Source organism: Sphingosinicella ginsenosidimutans (genome assembly GCF_007995055.1).
In the GTDB taxonomy this organism is placed as follows: domain Bacteria; phylum Pseudomonadota; class Alphaproteobacteria; order Sphingomonadales; family Sphingomonadaceae; genus Allosphingosinicella; species Allosphingosinicella ginsenosidimutans.
Map to the genome: position 1 here is coordinate 539,605 of NZ_VOQQ01000001.1, position 17,521 is coordinate 557,125.

The 17,521-nt window shown below is 68.1% G+C and carries 19 protein-coding genes and 1 riboswitch; of the genes, 8 read left to right on the forward strand and 11 right to left on the reverse strand.

The genetic code is table 11. From position 1 onward, the window contains the following. Positions 1-94: 94 nt before the first annotated feature. Positions 95-1,879: an ABC transporter transmembrane domain-containing protein gene (locus tag FRZ32_RS02640; RefSeq protein ID WP_147042040.1), complete on the forward strand. Its 1,785-nt coding sequence runs from the start codon at positions 95-97 to the stop codon at positions 1,877-1,879. A gap of 32 nt (positions 1,880-1,911) precedes the next feature. On the opposite strand, the gene FRZ32_RS02645 is transcribed toward FRZ32_RS02640, so the two are convergent. From FRZ32_RS02645 to FRZ32_RS02665, 5 genes are all read right to left on the reverse strand, one after another. Further along, a complete protein-coding gene (locus FRZ32_RS02645) occupies positions 1,912-2,463 on the reverse strand; it encodes a hypothetical protein (RefSeq protein ID WP_147042041.1) in 552 nt (183 codons plus the stop codon). Between the two features lie 141 nt (positions 2,464-2,604). After that, positions 2,605-3,033 (reverse strand): ExbD/TolR family protein, encoded by a 429-nt coding sequence (locus FRZ32_RS02650; RefSeq protein WP_147042042.1) that lies wholly within the window; start codon positions 3,031-3,033, stop codon positions 2,605-2,607. 24 nt (positions 3,034-3,057) lie between these two features. Continuing rightward, positions 3,058-3,537, reverse strand: coding sequence for an ExbD/TolR family protein (locus tag FRZ32_RS02655; RefSeq protein ID WP_147042043.1), 480 nt, complete (start codon positions 3,535-3,537; stop codon positions 3,058-3,060). Between the two features lie 90 nt (positions 3,538-3,627). Next, positions 3,628-4,422, reverse strand: coding sequence for a MotA/TolQ/ExbB proton channel family protein (locus tag FRZ32_RS02660; RefSeq protein WP_147042044.1), 795 nt, complete (start codon positions 4,420-4,422; stop codon positions 3,628-3,630). Between the two features lie 40 nt (positions 4,423-4,462). Beyond that, positions 4,463-5,131 carry an energy transducer TonB gene (locus FRZ32_RS02665; protein ID WP_147042045.1) on the reverse strand — a complete coding sequence of 223 codons (669 nt, stop codon included), beginning with the start codon at positions 5,129-5,131 and terminating at the stop codon, positions 4,463-4,465. A 214-nt stretch (positions 5,132-5,345) separates the two neighbouring features. On the opposite strand from FRZ32_RS02665, the gene FRZ32_RS02670 reads away from it, so the two are divergent. Next, on the forward strand, positions 5,346-6,203 hold the full coding sequence (locus tag FRZ32_RS02670) for a hypothetical protein (protein WP_243445170.1): 858 nt from the start codon (positions 5,346-5,348) through the stop codon (positions 6,201-6,203). 1 nt (position 6,204) lies between these two features. Here the strand turns inward: FRZ32_RS02670 and FRZ32_RS02675 are convergent, their stop codons facing one another. Continuing rightward, the gene (locus tag FRZ32_RS02675; protein WP_147042046.1) at positions 6,205-6,603 is read right to left on the reverse strand and encodes a dihydroneopterin aldolase; all 399 of its coding nucleotides are present in this window, start codon (positions 6,601-6,603) and stop codon (positions 6,205-6,207) included. Further along, positions 6,600-7,349, reverse strand: coding sequence for an SDR family oxidoreductase (locus tag FRZ32_RS02680; RefSeq protein ID WP_147042047.1), 750 nt, complete (start codon positions 7,347-7,349; stop codon positions 6,600-6,602). The genes FRZ32_RS02675 and FRZ32_RS02680 overlap by 4 nt, the downstream gene beginning before the upstream one ends. Before the next feature lie 58 nt (positions 7,350-7,407). Between FRZ32_RS02680 and FRZ32_RS02685 the strand changes: the two genes are divergently transcribed. Genes FRZ32_RS02685 through FRZ32_RS02695 form a run of 3 tightly spaced genes read left to right on the forward strand, consistent with a single transcriptional unit; the run spans position 7,408 to position 9,733 of the window. After that, entirely contained in the window at positions 7,408-7,965 is a 558-nt protein-coding gene (locus tag FRZ32_RS02685; protein WP_147042048.1) for a DUF1285 domain-containing protein, read from the forward strand. Continuing rightward, positions 7,962-8,546 (forward strand): CoA pyrophosphatase, encoded by a 585-nt coding sequence (locus tag FRZ32_RS02690; protein ID WP_147042049.1) that lies wholly within the window; start codon positions 7,962-7,964, stop codon positions 8,544-8,546. The genes FRZ32_RS02685 and FRZ32_RS02690 overlap by 4 nt, the downstream gene beginning before the upstream one ends. Next, positions 8,543-9,733, forward strand: a complete 1,191-nt coding sequence (locus tag FRZ32_RS02695) for a CCA tRNA nucleotidyltransferase (RefSeq protein ID WP_147042050.1) — start codon at positions 8,543-8,545, stop codon at positions 9,731-9,733. The genes FRZ32_RS02690 and FRZ32_RS02695 overlap by 4 nt, the downstream gene beginning before the upstream one ends. On the opposite strand, the gene FRZ32_RS02700 is transcribed toward FRZ32_RS02695, so the two are convergent. Further along, positions 9,709-11,460, reverse strand: a complete 1,752-nt coding sequence (locus tag FRZ32_RS02700; RefSeq protein WP_243445171.1) for a putative bifunctional diguanylate cyclase/phosphodiesterase — start codon at positions 11,458-11,460, stop codon at positions 9,709-9,711. The genes FRZ32_RS02695 and FRZ32_RS02700 overlap by 25 nt on opposite strands. A 131-nt stretch (positions 11,461-11,591) precedes the next feature. Continuing rightward, complete coding sequence (gene parC, locus FRZ32_RS02705; RefSeq protein WP_147042052.1) at positions 11,592-13,826, reverse strand: DNA topoisomerase IV subunit A; 2,235 nt, start codon at positions 13,824-13,826, stop codon at positions 11,592-11,594. Positions 13,827-13,941: 115 nt separating this feature from the next. Further along, positions 13,942-14,043, forward strand: a riboswitch (yybP-ykoY riboswitch). Positions 14,044-14,130: 87 nt separating this feature from the next. Between parC and FRZ32_RS02710 the strand changes: the two genes are divergently transcribed. Further along, complete coding sequence (locus FRZ32_RS02710) at positions 14,131-14,694, forward strand: TMEM165/GDT1 family protein (protein ID WP_147042053.1); 564 nt, start codon at positions 14,131-14,133, stop codon at positions 14,692-14,694. 5 nt (positions 14,695-14,699) lie between these two features. On the opposite strand, the gene FRZ32_RS02715 is transcribed toward FRZ32_RS02710, so the two are convergent. Together FRZ32_RS02715 and FRZ32_RS02720 are read right to left on the reverse strand one after the other, a co-directional pair. Further along, positions 14,700-16,079 (reverse strand): amidohydrolase family protein, encoded by a 1,380-nt coding sequence (locus FRZ32_RS02715; protein ID WP_147042054.1) that lies wholly within the window; start codon positions 16,077-16,079, stop codon positions 14,700-14,702. Positions 16,080-16,141: 62 nt separating this feature from the next. Next, entirely contained in the window at positions 16,142-17,047 is a 906-nt protein-coding gene (locus tag FRZ32_RS02720; RefSeq protein ID WP_147042055.1) for a LysR substrate-binding domain-containing protein, read from the reverse strand. A gap of 115 nt (positions 17,048-17,162) precedes the next feature. Here FRZ32_RS02720 and FRZ32_RS02725 point away from each other — a divergent pair, with 115 nt between their 5' ends. Both FRZ32_RS02725 and FRZ32_RS15165 read left to right on the forward strand, forming a co-directional pair. Next, entirely contained in the window at positions 17,163-17,345 is a 183-nt protein-coding gene (locus FRZ32_RS02725; RefSeq protein ID WP_147042056.1) for a hypothetical protein, read from the forward strand. Positions 17,346-17,370: 25 nt separating this feature from the next. After that, on the forward strand, positions 17,371-17,511 hold the full coding sequence (locus tag FRZ32_RS15165) for a hypothetical protein (protein WP_158635810.1): 141 nt from the start codon (positions 17,371-17,373) through the stop codon (positions 17,509-17,511). The last annotated feature ends 10 nt before the right edge of the window (positions 17,512-17,521 follow it).

Here is a 17,521-nt window from a genome sequence, read left to right on the forward strand (position 1 = left end):
TCGATCCCCTGCAGGTCCATTAAAAATGCTGCATGCGCACAATCGGCTCCGTGCCGCCATTGAGGGCAAGGGGCCGCGCTGCTAGGCGATTTCGATGGCTGCACCGCGTCCCGAACCCGCGCCGCTCCGCAAGATCGGCAACCTCCGCATGGTCTGGCGCAGGATGCTCGATTATCCGGGCATCCTGGTTGCCGCCGGGCTGTCGCTGCTGGTCGCCGCGCTCGCGACCCTCGCCATACCGGACGGCCTGCGGCGCGTGATCGATCGCGGCTTCGGCGCCCAGGGCGGCGGGCTCGATCTCGCCCACACTTTCAACTATCTCTTCATGATCGTCGCGGTGCTCGCGGTCGCGACCGCGTGCCGTTTCTATTTCGTCTCCATCCTGGGCCAGCGCGTCGTCTCCGACGTGCGCAGCGACGTGCAGGACAATATGCTCCGGCTGGAGCCGCGCTTCTTCGAGGAAAACCGGCCATCGGAAATCGCCTCGCGCATCACCGCCGATACGTCGGTGATCGAGACCGTGGTCGGATCGACGGTCTCGATCGCGCTTCGCAACATCGTGGTCGGCGTCGGCGGCACGATCTACCTGCTGACTCTCGCTCCGGAGATGACGCTCGCCTTGCTCGTCGGCCTGCCGGTTGTCGTCGTCCCGATCGTCCTTCTCGGGCGCCGGGTGCGCAACCTGTCTCGGGCGAGCCAGGATCGGATCGCCGATCTCGGCTCGATCGTCGCCGAGACGCTGGGCGCAATGAAGATCGTCCAGGCGTTCGGCCAGGAATCGCGCGAGAGCCGGCGATTCCGCGACGCCGTCGAGACGGCTTATGAGACCGCGCGGCGCCGCATCCTCGTTCGCGCCCTGCTCACCTGCATCGTGATCGCGATGCTGTTCGGCGGCATCACCCTGCTGATGCGCCAGGCCGCCTTCGGCGTGTCGGACGGGACGATCAGCGGCGGCACGGTCGCCGCCTTCATCACCACGGGCGCGCTCGTCGCCGGCGCCCTCGGCGCCTTGACCGAAGTCTATGGCGATCTGCTGCGTGCCGCCGGCGCCGCCGGCCGGCTCGGCGAGCTGCTCGCCGAAGAGCCGCAGATCCGCGCTCCCGCGGCGCCGGTCGCGCTGCCGGAGCCGGCGCATGGCGCGCTTGCGTTCGAGTCGGTCACCTTCCGCTACCCGACCCGGCCCGAGGTCAGCGCGCTCGACGATTTCAGCCTCGCGGTGAAGCCGGGCGAGCTGCTCGCCGTGGTCGGGCCGTCGGGGGCGGGCAAGTCCACCCTCTTCAACCTCGCCCAGCGCTTCTACGATCCGAGCGGCGGCGCGGTCCGCATGGACGGCGTCGATCTTCGCGAGGCCGATCCGGCGGTGGTGCGCGCGCGCATCGCCTATGTGCCGCAGGAGACGGTGATCTTCGCCGCCTCTGCGCGCGACAATCTGCGCTACGGCCGCTGGGACGCGAGCGACGAGGCGCTGTGGGCCGCCGCCGAGGCCGCCAACGCCGCCGAGTTCCTGCACAAGCTGCCGCAGGGGCTCGACACCTATCTGGGAGAGGGCGGCGCCCGCCTGTCCGGTGGCCAGCGCCAGCGCATCGCCATCGCCCGCGCGCTGCTCCGCGATGCGCCTTTACTGCTGCTCGACGAGGCGACCTCGGCGCTCGATACCGAGAGCGAGCGGCTGATCCAGGCCTCGCTTGAGCGCCTGTTCGAAAGCCGCACGACGATGGTCATCGCCCACCGCCTCGCCACCGTCCGCGCCGCCGACCGGATCGTCGTCATGGATCACGGCCGGATCGTCGAGGAAGGCACGCACGACCAGCTCAACGCGAAGAAGGGGGGGCTCTATGCGAGATTGGCGCGGCTCCAGTTCGAGGGGCTGGCGGCTTGAGCCTCCTGCGATCACCCGGGAAGCGCCACGCTCTAGGGCACTAAAGGAGCTTGTGGGACGACCGGCGGTGTGACCCCGATCGCTCGCCAACCGGCTTCCATAAGTGCGTCGATATTCCCTAGAGCGCGCCTGGCACAATCTAACCGCAGCGCGTCGCTCTGCTGCACCCGCATTATGTTCCACAATCGAAGGCCGGCGTCGGTCCGGAGGAAATCGCGAATCCGCGTCAACTGCTCCATGCTCAAATAGGCATAGGGCATTGCCACGCATTCGATGAATCGCCGCTGGTTCGTAACGCTGCGCTGCATCAGGTCGGCGCGCAAATATCCTTGCAGAATATCGTGATGCCTGGACCACCGGCGGCTGCCGGGCCGGATTCCTACGTTGTGCAGCATGTTGTTGGTTAGCTCCCGCGCATGCCAGTCTGCATAGGTTGCAAGCTCGAGATTCACGAACGGATGCTCCTCCAGCATCGCGACCGCGAAGGCTAGATTCTCCGGCTGCGGAGGAATTGGCGGCGGAGGCGTAGCCGACGACGCCGTTTCGGCCAGAGCCGCCGCAAGAAGAAGGGCGATCCACCGCATGCCTTCTTCTCTCATGAAAATCGTTTCGAAAACCTGAGTGAGACGGCGATGGTGGATCGAAACGCCTCCTTCAAGGAAATCTCCAAAGAAAAAGGGCGGCGCCGAGGCACCGCCCTTTTGTTTGCATGATAAAACGGCGCCTCAGAATTCGTGGGCGTAGGCCTCGTTGCCGACGAAGCCCATCGCCGTCACGTTGGCGCGCTTGGCGACGGCGAGCACCTCGTCCACCGTCTCGTAGCGGGCCTGCGGATCGGGCTGGAGGTGAAGCTCCGGCACCGGGGTCATCGTCGTCGTGATGTCGAGATACTGGCGCAGCTGCACCAGGTTCACCGGGTTGCCGTTCCACAGGACGGCGTCGTTCGGCATGATCACGATCTTGTTGCGGACCGGCTCGATCGGCGGCGGATTGCTCGGCGTGTTCTGCGGCAGATCGAGCTTCACCGCGTGCGTCTGCACCGGGATGGTGATGATGAACATGATGAGGAGCACCAGCATGACGTCGATGAGCGGCGTCGTGTTGATGTCCATCATCGGATCGGCCGATTCAGGATTGAGGGTAGCTGCACTCATTCTGATTGCTCCTGATTCGGACCGTTACAGCGAGCCGTGCGGCGGCGGCTCGGAGATGAACCCGATCCGCGGATAGCCCGCGCGCTGCATGACGGAGATCGCGCCGCCGACGCAGCGGTACGGCGTATTGATGTCGCCGCGAATATGGACCTCGGGGATATTTTCCTCGTTGATGTTCCCTGCCCCGCCGACCGAGCGGACATAGGCCGCCAGCGTGTCGGTCGCGCGCTGGAGGAGGCTGTCAGCGGTCTCCGGGTGGAGGCCCCAATAAACTTCGCATCGCCCGTCCACCGCGCGCACCGAGAGGTTCACGTCCTCGGGCTTGTTCTGGTTCGCCACGAACTCGACCTTGGGCAGCGTCAAGGGAACCGTCTGCAGCACCACGGGAACGGTGATGAGGAAGATGATCAGCAGCACCAGCATGACGTCCACGAGCGGCGTCGTGTTGATGTCGGACATCGGTGTTTCTTCACCGTCCCCGGATTCGCCGACCTGCATTGCCATGATTCGCGTTCCTATCCTGAACTTTCCGCCGTCTTGAGCGGCGGCAACGGACGGCGGGACCTGCGGTGAGGCCCCGCCGCCGGATTGGCCTTAGGCCTTCTTCGGTGCGGTGGTCGCGCCGGCGGCCGTGCCGGCAGCGGCCGGGCGGGACGCCGGGGCGGCCGCGGTACGGGCCGCGGGAACTGCCGGACGAACCGCGCCACCCGACATCATGTAGCCGTGGAGATCGTTGGAGAAGCGGCCGAGCTCCTCGACGATCGCCTTGTTGCGGCGCATCAGCCAGTTGTACTGCATGACGGCCGGAACGGCGACGGCGAGACCGAGCGCGGTCATCACCAGCGCCTCACCGACCGGGCCGGCGACGGCGTCGATCGAGGCCTGGCCGGCCGCGCCGATCTTGATGAGCGCGCGGTAGATGCCGATGACGGTGCCGAACAGACCGACGAACGGCGCGGTCGAACCGACGGTGGCGAGGAAGGCGAGGCCGGTGCCGAGCTTCGCGGTGATCGCGCCCTGGGTGCGGCTCAGGCTGCCGAGCATCCAGTCATGCTGATCGACCGGGTCGGTCAGCTTGGAATGCTGTTCCTGGGCGAGAAGGCCGTCGTCGACGATCTGGCGATAGGCGCCGTTCTTGTCGAGCTTGTTCGCGCCTTCCCGCAGGTTGGCCGACTGCCAGAAGGACGTGCGCGCGCGGCGGCCTTCCTTGATGATCTTGTTCTGGTCGATCAGCTTGGTGAAGAAGATGTACCAAGATCCGAACGACATGACGGCGAGGATGATGACGGTCGCCCACGCGATGATGCCGCCCTGCTGGAGGGCCTGAACAAATCCGAAATCGGCATTCGGGTGGGGAGTCGCGCCGCCCGGAGCTGCTGGTGCTGCCATTTTCAATTCCTTCTGACAAAAATAACGGGTTGTCTTTGTATCACTGAGCCGGAAGCACCCACCGGACACTGCTGCTGACCGTGTCGCTCGTGGGATTGTCGTTGCTGTCGTGCGCCGGCGTGAACCGGGCGCGACTGCGGAGGATCCGGCAGGTCGCCGAGTCGAGAGTGGTCGAGCCGCTCGATCCCGTGACCTCGCAATTCGCGACGCGGCCGTCGGGGCCGACCGTCAGCCTGAACCGCGTCGTGCCCTGCTCCTCGTTGCGGATCGCGCTCGGCGGATAATCGTCATCCGAGAAATAGGAGGTCAGATTGGCCCGGGCCCGGGCCGGCTGGACGACCCGCGGAGGCGGCGGAGCCGGCGGCGCTGGCGGAGCCGGCGGCGCGGTCGGCGTGATCACCGGTGGCGGCGCGACCTGGACGGTCTGGATCGGCGGGGCCGGCGTGTTGACCCGGACCAGCGGCGGCGGCGCCACGACGGGCGGCGGCTGCACCTGCTGCGGCTGCTGCGGCGGGGGCGGCGGCTGCTCTTCCGGCGGCGGCGGCGGCTCGGTGACGTCGAAGGTCTTCAGGTCCTCCATCGCCTTCTTAGCAACGCTGTAGGCAAGGCCGGTGACCAGCGCGTAGCCGAGCAATGCATGCAGGATCGCAACGCCCACGATCGCGGACAGACGGCCGCGGGACATGCCCTGATTGTCAACGTACGACATTAATCAGCCGCGCTCCCTCTCATTTTGTCACGGAACCCGCCGACGAAGGCGCGACGAGGCCGAATTTCGATGCATCCATGCAACAGTCCATGGCTGCGGTCGGTGTCTCTATCGTGACGATTCCGCTGACGCAATCCTCCCCTGATTCGTTTTTGAGTCAAGGATTCCATGCAGCTATGGACCGTTCAGATTCGGGCAGGTAGAGCTTTCTTCCATGCGCACGCATCGCCTCGCCGTCGCCGCCGCGCTCGCCTTCGCGCTTGCGCAACCACTTGATTCTCAACAGCTTCCCCAAGGCTCTTCAGCGCCAGCCGAAGCGACGATGGGCTATGCGGACCTCGCCGATCTTGCGCTCGCCGCGCCGATCGCGGCCCATGTCAGGGTCTCCCGGGCAAGCGCGCTGTCCCGTCGCGAAGCGCCCGACGTGCCGCCCGACAAGCGGAGATTCCTGTTCACCGCTGACGTCATGACGCTGATTCGGGGCCCCGGGGAGATGCCGGTCGAGGTCACCTGGCTCGCCGATCTTCCCAACGATGCGCGGGGCCGACCGCCACGAATCGCCCGGCGCGCGGAATATCTGCTGCTCGCGGCGCCGACTCCGGGCCGCCCCGGCGAGCTTCGCCTGGTCGCTCCCGATTCCCTGCTCCCCTACGATCCGGCCACCGCCGAACAGCTGCGCGCGATCCTGCGCGAGGCGAGCGCGCCGGATGCACCGCCCCGAATCACCGGCATCGGCCGCGCCTTCCACGTCGCCGGATCGCTTCCCGGCGAGGGCGAGACCCAGATTTTCCTCCAGACCGCGGACGATCGGCCGATCTCGCTCAACATTCTGCGGCGGCCCGGCGAGCAGCCGCGCTGGGCGGTCGCGCTTTCCGAGATCGTCGACGATGCGGCCGCGCCGCCGGCGCCACGGACCCTGCTTTGGTACCGCCTCGCTTGCACGCTTCCCGCCCAGCTGCCGCCGCAGAGCCTGAGCGAGGCGCAACCCGACGAGGCCGATGCGATTCGGGCCGATTATCGCGTCATCATCCAGGGCCTCGGCCCCTGCGCGCGGATGCGCGCGCGGCGCTAGGCTAGAAGGACGCGATCTCGACGCCGACTCCGGCGCAATCGGGATAGATGTCGGGCTTGCGCGTGGCGACTCGAAGCGCGGTGACGCCCTGCCGCGCGGCGACCAGGTCGTAGATTTCGCGCGCCAGCGTCTCCTGCAGGTTGAAGCGCCGTCCGGCGACCAGCTCCGCGATCCCGGTCCGCAGGAAATCATAGTCCCAGGCCTCGGCGGCATCGTCGCTGTCGGAAACGGCGCGCTCGTCGAGCCAGACCTCGACGGTCACGACCAGCCGCTGCGGCCGCCCCACCTCGAAATCGTGGAAGCCGATGTCGAGCATCAGCTCATAATCCTCGAGCACGATCTTGCGCGTTCTGGGGCGAAGCGCCGCCGGGATGAGGCCGTCTATGGCAAGGTCGGTCATTTGGCCTCCAGGAATTGCACGTCGCGGGGCAGCGCGAGGAAGCGCTGGCCGCCGTCCAGCACGATCGTCTGGCCGGTGATGGTGGGGGTCGCGATGAGGAATCGGAGCGCGGCGACGATCTCGCTGACGTCGACGCCGCGGCCGAGCGCGTTGAGCGCGTGGACGGCCTCGAAATTGTCACGGCTCTGCGGCCCCGACACCATCGTCACCGAGGGCGCGATCCCGCACACGCGGATCGCCGGCGCGAACGCGCGGGCGGTGAGCTCGGTGAGCCCGGCGAGCCCCATTTTCGAAACCGTGTAGGTGAAGAAATCCGGGTTGGGCGAAGCGAGCTTGGCGTCGAGCAGGTTGACGATCAGCCCCTGCCCCGCCCGCGCCGCGAAGGCCTGCGACAGCAGGGCCGGCGCGCGCAGGTTGATATCGAGATGCGCGTCCCAGCCGGCCACCGTGAAGTCCGATGCCGAATCGAGCACGAAGCGCGAGGCGTTGTTGACCAGCAGCCGCGCCGGCGGCAGCCCGTCGAGCGCCGCGATGATCGCCTCCGCCGCGCCGGGATCGGCAAGCTCGGCCCGCACCGTCGATCCGCCGATCTCGTCCGCGAGGGCCGCCGCCGCGTCCGTCGAGCGATTATGGTGGATCAGGACGTGCCACCCGTCGGCGGCGAGCGCGCGCGCGATCTCGGCGCCGATCCTCTTCGCGCCGCCGGTCACGATCGCCGTGCGCGGGCCTTCGAACTCCGCTGTCATGGGGCGCGCTTAGCCCGGCGCTTTGCACAAGGCCAGTGGCCGGTCTAGATGCCCGTCCATGCCCGAGACCGCGCCGCCTCCCGACGACCTTGCCGGACTCGACCTTGCCGAGATCGCGCGGCTCGCCGAGGCGCGCAGGCTGCCGCCGGTCGCGCAGTGGAATCCGGCGCATTGCGGGCATAGCGGGATGCGGATCGCGCGCGACGGCACCTGGTTTCACGAGGGCCGACCGATCCGTCGCCCCGCCATGGTCCGTTTGTTCTCCACCATCCTGCGGCGCGAGCCGGACGGCAGCCACGTGCTCGTCACTCCAGTGGAGAAGCTCACCATCGATGTCGAGGACGCCGCCTTTCTCGCCGTCGAGATGAAGAGCGATGGCGAAGGGCGCGATCGCACCCTCGCCTTCCGGCTCAACACGGGCGACATGGTGGTCGCCGGGCGCGACCATCCGCTGCGGCTCGGCTCGCGCCCCTATCTCGCGGTCCGTGCGGGGCTGGAGGCGCTGATCGCGCGACCGGTCTATTACGAGCTGGCCGAGATCGCGCTGGCCGGCGATTCGGCCCCGCCCGGCGTCTGGAGCGACGGCGCCTTCTTCGCGCTCGAAGGCGACGCATGAGCCTCGCCGTCACCTTGCGCGACGCGTTGGAACGCGGCCATGCCCGGACGCCCGAGCTGCTCGCCGGCGATGCTGTCGAGACCAGCGAGGGCACGCCCGCCGCCGTGCTGGTGCCGATCGTCGAGCGCCCGGAGCCGACCGTGATCCTGACGCTCCGGCCCGAGACCCTTCGCAAACATGCCGGCCAGATCAGCTTCCCCGGCGGCCGGATCGAGCCGGAGGATGGCGGCCCGGTGGCGGCGGCGCTGCGCGAGGCCGAAGAGGAAATCGGCCTGCCCCCTTATGAGGTGAACGTCGTCGGCATCGCCGATCGCTACGTCACCATCACCGGCTTCGAGGTGACTCCCGTGGTCGGCGTGCTGCCGCCGGATCTGCCGCTTGCCGCCCATCCGGGCGAGGTCGCCGCGATGTTCGAGGCGCCGCTTCACTATCTGCTCGATCCCAAGCGCCAGCAGATCCGCACGGCGATGTTCCGCGGCCGCGAGCGCACCTATTACGAGATCGACTGGGAGGGGCAGCGTATCTGGGGCGCGACCGCGGCGATGATCGTCAACCTCAGCCGCCGGCTGGTCTTCGCATGATCCTTCCCGACGCCCCCTGGCGCCACCGGCCCGGTCTCGATCGGCTGCTCGACCTTCTCGGTGCCGGATCGGGGGAGACCCGTTTCGTCGGCGGCAGCGTCCGCGACACGCTGCTGGCGGTGGACGTCAGCGACATCGATCTCGCCACCCGGCTCGCGCCCGAGGAGGTGATGCGCCGGCTGGAGGCGGGCGCCATCAGGGCGATCCCGACCGGCCTTGCCCATGGCACCGTCACCGCCGTCCTTGCCGGCCGCCCGGTCGAGGTCACGACGCTGCGCCGGGACGTCGCGACCGACGGCCGCCGCGCCACCATCGCCTATACCGGGGACTGGCGCGAGGACGCCGCCCGGCGCGACTTCACGATCAACGCGCTGTCCGCCGATCCGACGAGCGGCGAGATATTCGACTATTTCGGCGGGCTCGACGATCTCGAAGCGCGCCGCGTGCGCTTCATCGGCGACCCCCTCACCCGCATCGCCGAGGATCACCTGCGCATCCTTCGCTTCTTCCGTTTCCATGCCCGATTCGGCCGCGGCGATCCCGATGCGGCCGGGCTTGCCGCCTGCACCGCCCGCGCCAACGATCTCATGGCCCTGTCGCGAGAGCGGATCGCGGACGAGCTGCTGAAGCTCCTCGGCCTCGCCGATCCGGCACCGACGGTCGCGCTGATGATCGCGCACGGCATCCTGAAGCCGGTCCTTCCGGAGATTGCGGAGGCCGATCGCCTCGTCGCCCTGATCGAGAGCGAGCGCGCGGCGCGAATCGCGCCGGCCGCGATCCGCCGCCTCGCCGCCCTGCTCCCCCCCGATCCGCAGGTCGCCGCATCGGTCGCCGCCCGCCTCCGGCTGTCGAAGGTCCAGACGCGGCGACTGGTATCGGCGGCGTCGGCCGATCTCGATTCGCCGGAGCTGCTGGCCTATGAAATCGGCAGCGCGGAGGCGATCGACCGCCTGCTCCTTCAGGGCCGGACCGATCCGTTCGTCGCCGCGCTGGAGGGCTGGTCGCGGCCGCAGCTGCCGGTCGGCGGCGGCGATCTCATCGCCATGGGGCTGCCGCAGGGCCCGATCGTTGCCCGGACGCTCAAGTCGATCGAGCGTGCCTGGGCCCGCGCCGGCTTTCCCGGAGAGGAAGCCGCCCGCGCGCTCGCGCAAACCGAGGTGGATCAGGCGTTGCGCGCCATGAAATAGGCGAAGGCCTGATCGGCGGCGAGCGGCTCGGCATAATGATAGCCTTGGCCGTAGGTGCACCCGAGCTCGGTCAGCATCTCGGCAAGATCGTCCGAATCGATGCCTTCCGCGGTCGTTTCCATGCCGAGCGCGCGGGCGAGGCTGAGCACCGCGCGCACGATCGCGGTCGAATCGCCATTGGCAAGCATGTCGGAGACGAACGCCTGGTCGATCTTGAGCACGTCGATCGGCAGCTTCTGAAGCGAGGCGAGCGACGTGAAGCCGGTGCCGAAATCGTCCATCGCGATGCGGACGTTGAACCGCTTCATCGCGTTGAGCACGGCGGCGACCCGATCGGGATCGTGGATGATCGCGCTTTCGGTGACTTCGAGCGTCAGCCGGTTGCCGGAAACGCCGGTCGCGCCGAGCGCGCCGGAAACGAGCGCGGTGACATCGTCGCGGCTGATCTGGATCGGCGAGAGGTTCACGCTGACGCCGAGCGGCAACGCGCGGCCGGCACGCGCGTCCCAATCCGCCAGCGTCTGCATCGCAGTGGACAGCGCCCAGCGGCCGAGCTGGACGATCAGGCCCGATTCTTCGGCGACCGGGATGAAATCGGACGGTGGGATCTGGTGGCCGTCATGCTCCCAGCGGGCGAGCGCCTCGAATCCGGCGACCTTGCCGGTGTCGAGCGCGACGAGCGGCTGGAAGGCGAGCTTCAGCGCCTCCGATTCGATCGCGACCCTGAGCTCCGTCTCCAGGCTGAAGCGCCGCCGTACCGCCTGCGCCTCGATCGGCTCATAGACTTCGGTCACGCCCTGGCGCTTGGCCCGCTTCAACGCGAACTGGGCGTTGCGGAGCACTTCGTCGGCGCTGGAGACGCCCTGGTTCAGGATCGCGCAACCGATCGCGCAATCGACGCGGATCTCGAGATCGGAAAGGCGGAACGGCAGGGTGAGCACCGCCTTGATCCGCTCGGCCGCGCGCATCGCGTCCGAAAGGCCGCGATCGAGCCGCAGGAGGATGCCGAATTCGTCGCCCGATGTGCGCGCAAGCATGTCGGTGGGCCGCAGCGCCGAAACGAGGCGGCGGGCGAAGGTGATCAGCAATTCGTCGCCGGCGAGCGCGCCCATACATTCGTTGACCCGGCTGAACCGCGTCATGTCGACCGCGAGCACCGCATAGGCGCCCTCACGGAAATTGGGATCGGCGAGCACCGCATCGACCCGCTCGTTGAACGCGAAGCGATTGGGCAGGCCGGTCAGCGTGTCGCGCAGCATCTCGGAGCGCAGGCTCTTCTCGGTTTCGACCTGCGCGGTCTTGTCGATGAGGGAAAGCAGGAAGCGCGAAGGTTGGCCCTCAACGGTCTTCAGGCGGGCGAAGCGGACCGTGAAATGCCGGCCGGCGACGTTGCGGCCATCGGCCGTCTCGAACTGGTGCGCCGCTTCCTCGCCATTCATGAAGGTGACGAGGCGCGCCCCGATCGGTCCGGAATTGAGGATCGGCACGCGGCTGATCGCACGCTCGCCCAGGCGCTCGTCCCACTCCGCGATCAGGCGGAACAGGTCGTTGGCGCATTCGATATAGGGCTCGGAGTCGAGCGTCACGATCGCCGCTGCGATCGGCAGCGCGTCGAGATATCCCTGGCGCACGGCTTCGATGACCGCGGTTACCCGCTGCACCAGATCGGGCGGGGTCGCGACCTGCCCGGCCGCATTGATCGCAACCGGTTTCAACTGTTTTTTCACCGCCGCCTGCATGTTCGACCGCGCTAGACAAATAAGGTTAACGATGGATTGAGAGAAGCGTGTTGTTGCACGCTCCCATTAACGGCGGCCGATTTGGCCGCTTAAGCGCGGTCGGCGTCGATTCGTCTTCTTCAGAAGCGGTTGTCGCGTGGAAAGCCGGTCGGCGCGGCGCGGCCGGCGGCGCCGCGGGCTGTGCGCCAGTTCGCGATCTCGGTCTCGGTGCGGGTGCGACCGCTCTCACCGCCCATCGCCCATGACAGGCCGTCGGCCAGCGTGAAGGTGGTGGCGTCGGAAAGGCCGCCGTCGCGATAGCGCTGGAGCTGGACGCCCTGGCCGCGCCCCATCTCCGGCAGGTCGGCGAGCGGATAGACGACCAGTTTGCGGTTCTCGCCCACCACGGCGACATAATCGTCGCCCGGCCCGATCGGATGCACGACGGCGAGCCTCTGGCCTGGCTTCAGGTTGACCACCTGCTTGCCCTTGCGGGTCTCGGCGATCGCGCCCGCGGCGGCGGTGACGAAGCCGCGCCCGTCGGTCGAGGCGAGGAGCAGCTTTTCCGCCCGTGTCGCCGGGAAGAGCGCGACGATATTCCCCTCCCCCTCGATATCGACCATCAGCTTCACCGGCTCGCCGAAGCCGCGCCCGCCCGGCAGCTTGTCGCCGGCCAGCGTGTAGAAGCGCCCGTCGGAGGCGGCGAGCAGCAGCTTGTCGGTCGTCTGGGCGTGGAACAGGAAGGCGGGGCCGTCCCCTTCCTTGAACTTCAGCGCCTCCGCGTTGGTGAGCTCGACATGGCCCTTCATCGCGCGGATCCACCCGCGCTTCGAGAGGATCACCGTGATCGGCTCGCGCTCGATCATCGCCTCGAGCGGGATTTCGCGCGCCGGCGCGGCTTCCTCGATCAGGGTGCGGCGCCGCCCGAGCGCGGTGTCGGGTCCGTAGCGCTTGCGAAGGTCGGCGAGGTCCTTCTTCAGCCGCGTGCGCTGCCGCGCCGGGGAATCGACCAGCGTCTGGAGCTCCTCGCGCTCGGCTATCAGCGCGTCGCGCTCGCGCCGAAGCTCCATCTCCTCCAGCCTGCGCAGGGACCGCAGGCGCATGTTGAGGATCGCCTCGGCCTGCCGGTCGGTCAGCGCGAACTCGGCGATCATCACCGGCTTCGGCTCGTCCTCGGTGCGGATGATCTCGATCACCCGATCGAGATTGAGGAAGGCGACGATATAGCCTTCCACCAGCTCGAGCCGGTCGTCGATCTTGCCGATCCGGTGGCGGGCGCGGTTGACCAGCACCTCGATCTGGAAGGCCACCCAGTCGGTCAGCACTTCCTTGAGGCTCATCACGCGCGGCGTGCGGCTGGAGTCGAGCACGTTGAGGTTGAGCGACGCGCGCACCTCGAGATCGGTCAGCCGGAACAGGCTGTCCATCAGCAGCGCCGGCTCGACCGTCCGGCTCCTCGGCTCGATCACGATGCGGATCTCGGCGTCGGATTCGTCACGCACGTCGGCGAGGATCGGCAGCTTCTTTTCGGAAATGAGCGCCGCGATCTGCTCGATCAGCTTCGATTTCGGCACCTGATAGGGGATTTCGGAAACGACGATGTTCCAGGTGCCGCGCCCCTGGTCCTCGATCGCCCATTTCGCCCGCACCCGGAACGCGCCGCGCCCGGTCGCATAGGCCTGGGCGATGATCTCCGGGCTGTCGACGACGATCCCGCCGGTCGGGAAATCCGGTCCCTTCACGAAGGCGAGCAGCGCCGAATCCTCGGCCCGTGGATCGTCGATCAGATGCGTCGCCGCGTCGATCAGCTCGGCCGCATTGTGCGGCGGGATCGCGGTCGCCATGCCGACGGCGATCCCGCTCGCGCCGTTGGCGAGCAGGTTGGGAAACAGGCCCGGCATCAGCTCGGGCTCTTCATATTCGCCGCTGAACGTCTTGCGGAAGGCGACCGTGCCTTCGTCGAGCCCGGCGATGAGATCGGCCGCCGCCGGCGTCAGCCGCGCCTCGGTGTAGCGGAAGGCGGCGGCATTATCGCCGTCGATATTGCCGAAATTGCCCTGCCCGTCGACGAGCGGATAGCGAAGCGAGAAATCCTGCGCGAGCCGCACCATCGCATCGTAGATCGAGGCATCGCCGTGCGGGTGATATTTGCCGATCACCTCGCCGACCACGCTCGCGCTCTTCTTGTAGCCCGATCCCGGCTCCAGCTTCAGCTGGCGCATCGCCCACAGCAGCCGCCGCTGCACCGGCTTCAGCCCGTCGCGCAGGTCCGGCAGCGACCGCGCGGTGATCGTCGACAGGGCATAGACGAGGTAGCGCTGGGAAAGGGCGTCGTCGAACGGGTGTTCGACCACGGCATCGAATTCATCACTCATGGATGCGCCGATAGCAGCGCGGACTCGGCGATGCGAGCCTGACGCCGCCCTCGTCCACAGCTTTCGCGTCCGCGCGCGATCACCGCTTGCTCCAGGCGGCCGCCGTGCCTAGAGGATCGCGGTCACTTGGGGAGTAGCCGCCGCGCCGATGCGCGGAGCTTCGCGTCAACATGCTCGGTCGAGAGGCCGTGGCGCGGAGCGACCGGGACACCGGTCGAGGCGAGACCAATGACGCCGCACTCCGCCTTGCCGGGCGGGGGTGCGTCGTCGTTGGATCACGCCGCCCGGCCTGGACATTCGCCCGATGGACGCCTTCCTTACCTCCACCGCGATCGTCGCCCTCGCCGAGATGGGCGACAAGACGCAGCTGCTTGCCATCCTGCTTGCCGCGCGCTTCCGCCGTCCGGTGCCGATCATCCTCGGCATCCTTGCCGCGACGCTCGCCAATCACGCGCTCGCGGCCTTCGTCGGGGTGGAGGCGGCCAATCTTCTGAACGGGCGCTGGTTCCAATATGCCGTCGCGCTCGGCTTCGTCGCGATGGGCCTTTGGACGCTCGTTCCGGACAAGATCGACGATGAACAGGCGAAGCCGGCGCGCCACGGCGCCTTCCTCACGACCCTCGTCTGCTTCTTCCTGGTCGAAATGGGCGACAAGACGCAGGTCGCGACGATCGCGCTCGGCGCGCGGTTCCACGATGTAGCGACCGTCGCCGCCGGCACCACGATCGGCATGATGATCGCCAACGTCCCGGCGGTCCTGCTTGGCGACGCGATCCTGAAGCGCGTGCCGATCCGCCTGGTCCACGCCGTCGCCGCCGCGCTGTTCATCGCCATCGGCGCGACGATGCTGGCGCGGCTCCTCTCCTGATCGGATCAATTGCCGTGCGCAGCCGCCGGAGGGCCCTCGAAAGCCTCCCGATAGGTCCGCGCCACCGCCGCGAGCATCGCGTCCAGTTGCGCTTCGCTGTGCCAGGCGCCGCCGACCATCACGCCGGCGCGCGCCTCCAGCGCGTGAAGATCCGCGAGCGGATTGCCGCGCAGGAGGAGCAGATCGGCGCGGCAGCCGATGGCCACGACGCCGAAGCAGACAGCACCCGGCTTCGCACGGGCGATGAACACCCCGGGCGTCCGCGTCGCGGTCGAAAGCGCCTGGAAGGCGCTGAAGCCGGCATCATGGAGCGCATAAAGATCGGTGCGGAGCGAGGACCCGGGATAATCACCGGTGATCGTCGGCGCGTCGGTCCCGGCGATCAGCGGCACGCCGGCGTCGAGGAGCGCCCGCGCGAACCGTCCGAGAAAACGCAGGCGCGCGCCGAGATCGCCCGATCTTTCCTCGTAACCGCTTCGGCGCCAGGCGATCCGCATGGCGGGATCGAGATAGGCGAGGTCCGGATCGCCACGATAGCCGGCCGTGGCTTCAGGATGGCCCCAAAGACCAGCGATCGTCGCATACGTCCCCAGGTCCGCGGTGACGAAAGCGCCGGATCGGCGGGTGAAGGCGACGGCTGCGGCAATCTGCGAATCGTCCGGCGCCCGGGTGCCGACGTCCGCGTCCGGCGGGAAGAAGACGGTGTAGAGATACTCCTCGAGATGCGCGACCATCAGCTGGCCGGCCGCGAGCTGGCGTTCGATCCCGACGCGGGTAACCCCGTGCCCGACGACCGGCACGCCCTCGCGACGGCCTTCCTCGACGAAAGCCTCGAACACGTCGGGGGCGAGATTGTTGTAGACCTTGATGAAATCGTAGCCGTTCGTCCGTGCGAGCCCGACAACGGCCCGCGCCTGCGCGGGGCTCGTCACGACCAGCTGGCCATAGTCCGGCGTGCTGTCGACCCGTAGCGCGAGGTAGATGTGCGGCCCGGGCCGGCGCCCGGCGTTGATCGCCGGCACGACCTGGTCGACGAAGTCGCTCGATGCGCCGCCCATGTTGAGGACGGTGGTGACGCCGTTGGCGAGGAAGACCTGCATGTCACGACTGTTTGCCGAATGGACGTGCATGTCGGCGAGGCCGGGCATCAGGTAGCCACCCTGCCCATCGACGATCCGCGCGCCGGGCGGCGCCGCCACGGTGCCGCCGATCGCGACGATCCTGCCGCCGGCGACGAGCACCGATCGATCCTCGAGAATCCGGTCCCGATCCATCGGGACGACGTTGACATGTTCGAACAGGACGGGGGCTTCGTCCGCTCTCGCGACGGCGGGGATCGCCATCGTCAGCGCGGCCGCGACCGCGACGAGAACCGGGCTTCGCATACTGCCATTACGCAGAGCCGGTTCCAGCTGTCGAGGGGGATGTCTCGCCCTGGAAGCTAACCCTAGGACGCCTCGAGCGCCGCAAGATCGCGCGCGACTTCGGCGAGCAGCCAGTCGCGGAAGCGCCTGATCTTCGGCACCAGCCGGCGATGCTCGGCATAGACGAGCCAATAGCCCCAGCCGCGCGTCGAAAGCTGCGCGAACGGGCGCACGAGGCGTCCTTCGGCAAGGTCGTTGCGCCAGAAGAAGGGGGTCAGCATGGCGATCCCCTGCCCCGCCATCGCCGCCGCGCCCTCATGCGCCTGGTATCCAAGCCGGATGCCGCGCGGCGCCTGCTGTTCGGGGACGGCGACCCCGGCATCCTTGAGCCAGGTCTCCCACCAGGGATCGTCCGGCCCGATGCGGGGGAGCTCAAGCAGCTGTTCCGGCCGCAGCGTGCCGCCATGCTCCGCGAGGAAGGCCGGGCTGCACATGGGCGTGAAATTGACGCGGAACAGGAGATCGGCGGCAAGGCCCGGCCATTCGCCAAGCCCCGTGCGGACCCCGACATCCACTTCCTCGCCGGCGAAATCGGCCAGGCTGTCATCGGTGAGAAGGCGAACCGCCATTTCCGGGTTGGCGAGCTGGAACGCCCCGAGCCGCCAGGCGAACCAGGTGTTGGCGAAGGTATAGGACGTCGTGATCGTCAGCATCCCCTCGTCCTCGGCGCGGATCGCCGCGAAGGCGCCGTCGAGCGCGTCGAAGGCGCGGCCGGCGACCGCAGCCAGCCGCCGGCCCGCATCGGTCAGGACGACCCGCCTTCGCTCGCGGCGGAACAGGGGGACGCCGAGCCGCTCCTCGAGCAGGCGGATCTGATAGCTGATCGCCGCCTGGGTCATGCCGAGCTCGGCCGCGGCCTGCGTGAAATTCTCGTGCCGCGCCGCCGCCTCGAAGGCACGGACGGCGGCAAGGGGCGGCAGGCGACGCATCCCGCGATCATAAGCACTCCTTATCAACTGCGTCCAGCCTTTCGTTGGCCGTCGAAGATCGGATGACGCATATCGGCGGCGTCGAAAACGCGATTCAGCTTATGGGAGATGGACGATGACACTGGACGAGACCGCGGGCCGCATCTGGGCGGACAATCACCTGGCCTTCACGGATTGGGCCGATGGCGCGCTGGGCCGCGCTGGCGCCAGGCCGGATCGCCCTCGCATGGCGACGCTGCTGTCCGTGATTGCCGCGCTCACCGTGTCGCTCACCCTGATCGGCGGCTCGGTCGCCTGATCACCGATCGAATGGAGACGAAGCCATGTCCACCAATTCGCACGTCACGCAGCGGACCGGCGCGCTTGGCCGCCTGCTCGCAGAGGCGGAACGGGCCTTCCGCACCCTTCGCCACATCCAGTTCGACGCACCCTGGCAGGATCGCGCCCCCGCCTGCCGGGATTAGGGCCTCAAGG

Excerpts from the sequence above, each read along its gene's own strand:
- FRZ32_RS02640 (WP_147042040.1), top strand. The coding sequence starts at position 95 with ATGGCTGCACCGCGTCCCGAACCCGCGCCGCTCCGCAAGATCGGCAAC.
- FRZ32_RS02645 (WP_147042041.1), bottom strand. The coding sequence starts at position 2,463 with ATGCGGTGGATCGCCCTTCTTCTTGCGGCGGCTCTGGCCGAAACGGCG.
- FRZ32_RS02650 (WP_147042042.1), bottom strand. The coding sequence starts at position 3,033 with ATGAGTGCAGCTACCCTCAATCCTGAATCGGCCGATCCGATGATGGAC.
- FRZ32_RS02655 (WP_147042043.1), bottom strand. The coding sequence starts at position 3,537 with ATGGCAATGCAGGTCGGCGAATCCGGGGACGGTGAAGAAACACCGATG.
- FRZ32_RS02660 (WP_147042044.1), bottom strand. The coding sequence starts at position 4,422 with ATGGCAGCACCAGCAGCTCCGGGCGGCGCGACTCCCCACCCGAATGCC.
- FRZ32_RS02665 (WP_147042045.1), bottom strand. The coding sequence starts at position 5,131 with ATGTCGTACGTTGACAATCAGGGCATGTCCCGCGGCCGTCTGTCCGCG.
- FRZ32_RS02670 (WP_243445170.1), top strand. The coding sequence starts at position 5,346 with ATGCGCACGCATCGCCTCGCCGTCGCCGCCGCGCTCGCCTTCGCGCTT.
- FRZ32_RS02675 (WP_147042046.1), bottom strand. The coding sequence starts at position 6,603 with ATGACCGACCTTGCCATAGACGGCCTCATCCCGGCGGCGCTTCGCCCC.
- FRZ32_RS02680 (WP_147042047.1), bottom strand. The coding sequence starts at position 7,349 with ATGACAGCGGAGTTCGAAGGCCCGCGCACGGCGATCGTGACCGGCGGC.
- FRZ32_RS02685 (WP_147042048.1), top strand. The coding sequence starts at position 7,408 with ATGCCCGAGACCGCGCCGCCTCCCGACGACCTTGCCGGACTCGACCTT.
- FRZ32_RS02690 (WP_147042049.1), top strand. The coding sequence starts at position 7,962 with ATGAGCCTCGCCGTCACCTTGCGCGACGCGTTGGAACGCGGCCATGCC.
- FRZ32_RS02695 (WP_147042050.1), top strand. The coding sequence starts at position 8,543 with ATGATCCTTCCCGACGCCCCCTGGCGCCACCGGCCCGGTCTCGATCGG.
- parC (WP_147042052.1), bottom strand. The coding sequence starts at position 13,826 with ATGAGTGATGAATTCGATGCCGTGGTCGAACACCCGTTCGACGACGCC.
- FRZ32_RS02710 (WP_147042053.1), top strand. The coding sequence starts at position 14,131 with ATGGACGCCTTCCTTACCTCCACCGCGATCGTCGCCCTCGCCGAGATG.
- FRZ32_RS02715 (WP_147042054.1), bottom strand. The coding sequence starts at position 16,079 with ATGCGAAGCCCGGTTCTCGTCGCGGTCGCGGCCGCGCTGACGATGGCG.
- FRZ32_RS02720 (WP_147042055.1), bottom strand. The coding sequence starts at position 17,047 with ATGCGTCGCCTGCCGCCCCTTGCCGCCGTCCGTGCCTTCGAGGCGGCG.
- FRZ32_RS02725 (WP_147042056.1), top strand. The coding sequence starts at position 17,163 with ATGACACTGGACGAGACCGCGGGCCGCATCTGGGCGGACAATCACCTG.
- FRZ32_RS15165 (WP_158635810.1), top strand. The coding sequence starts at position 17,371 with ATGTCCACCAATTCGCACGTCACGCAGCGGACCGGCGCGCTTGGCCGC.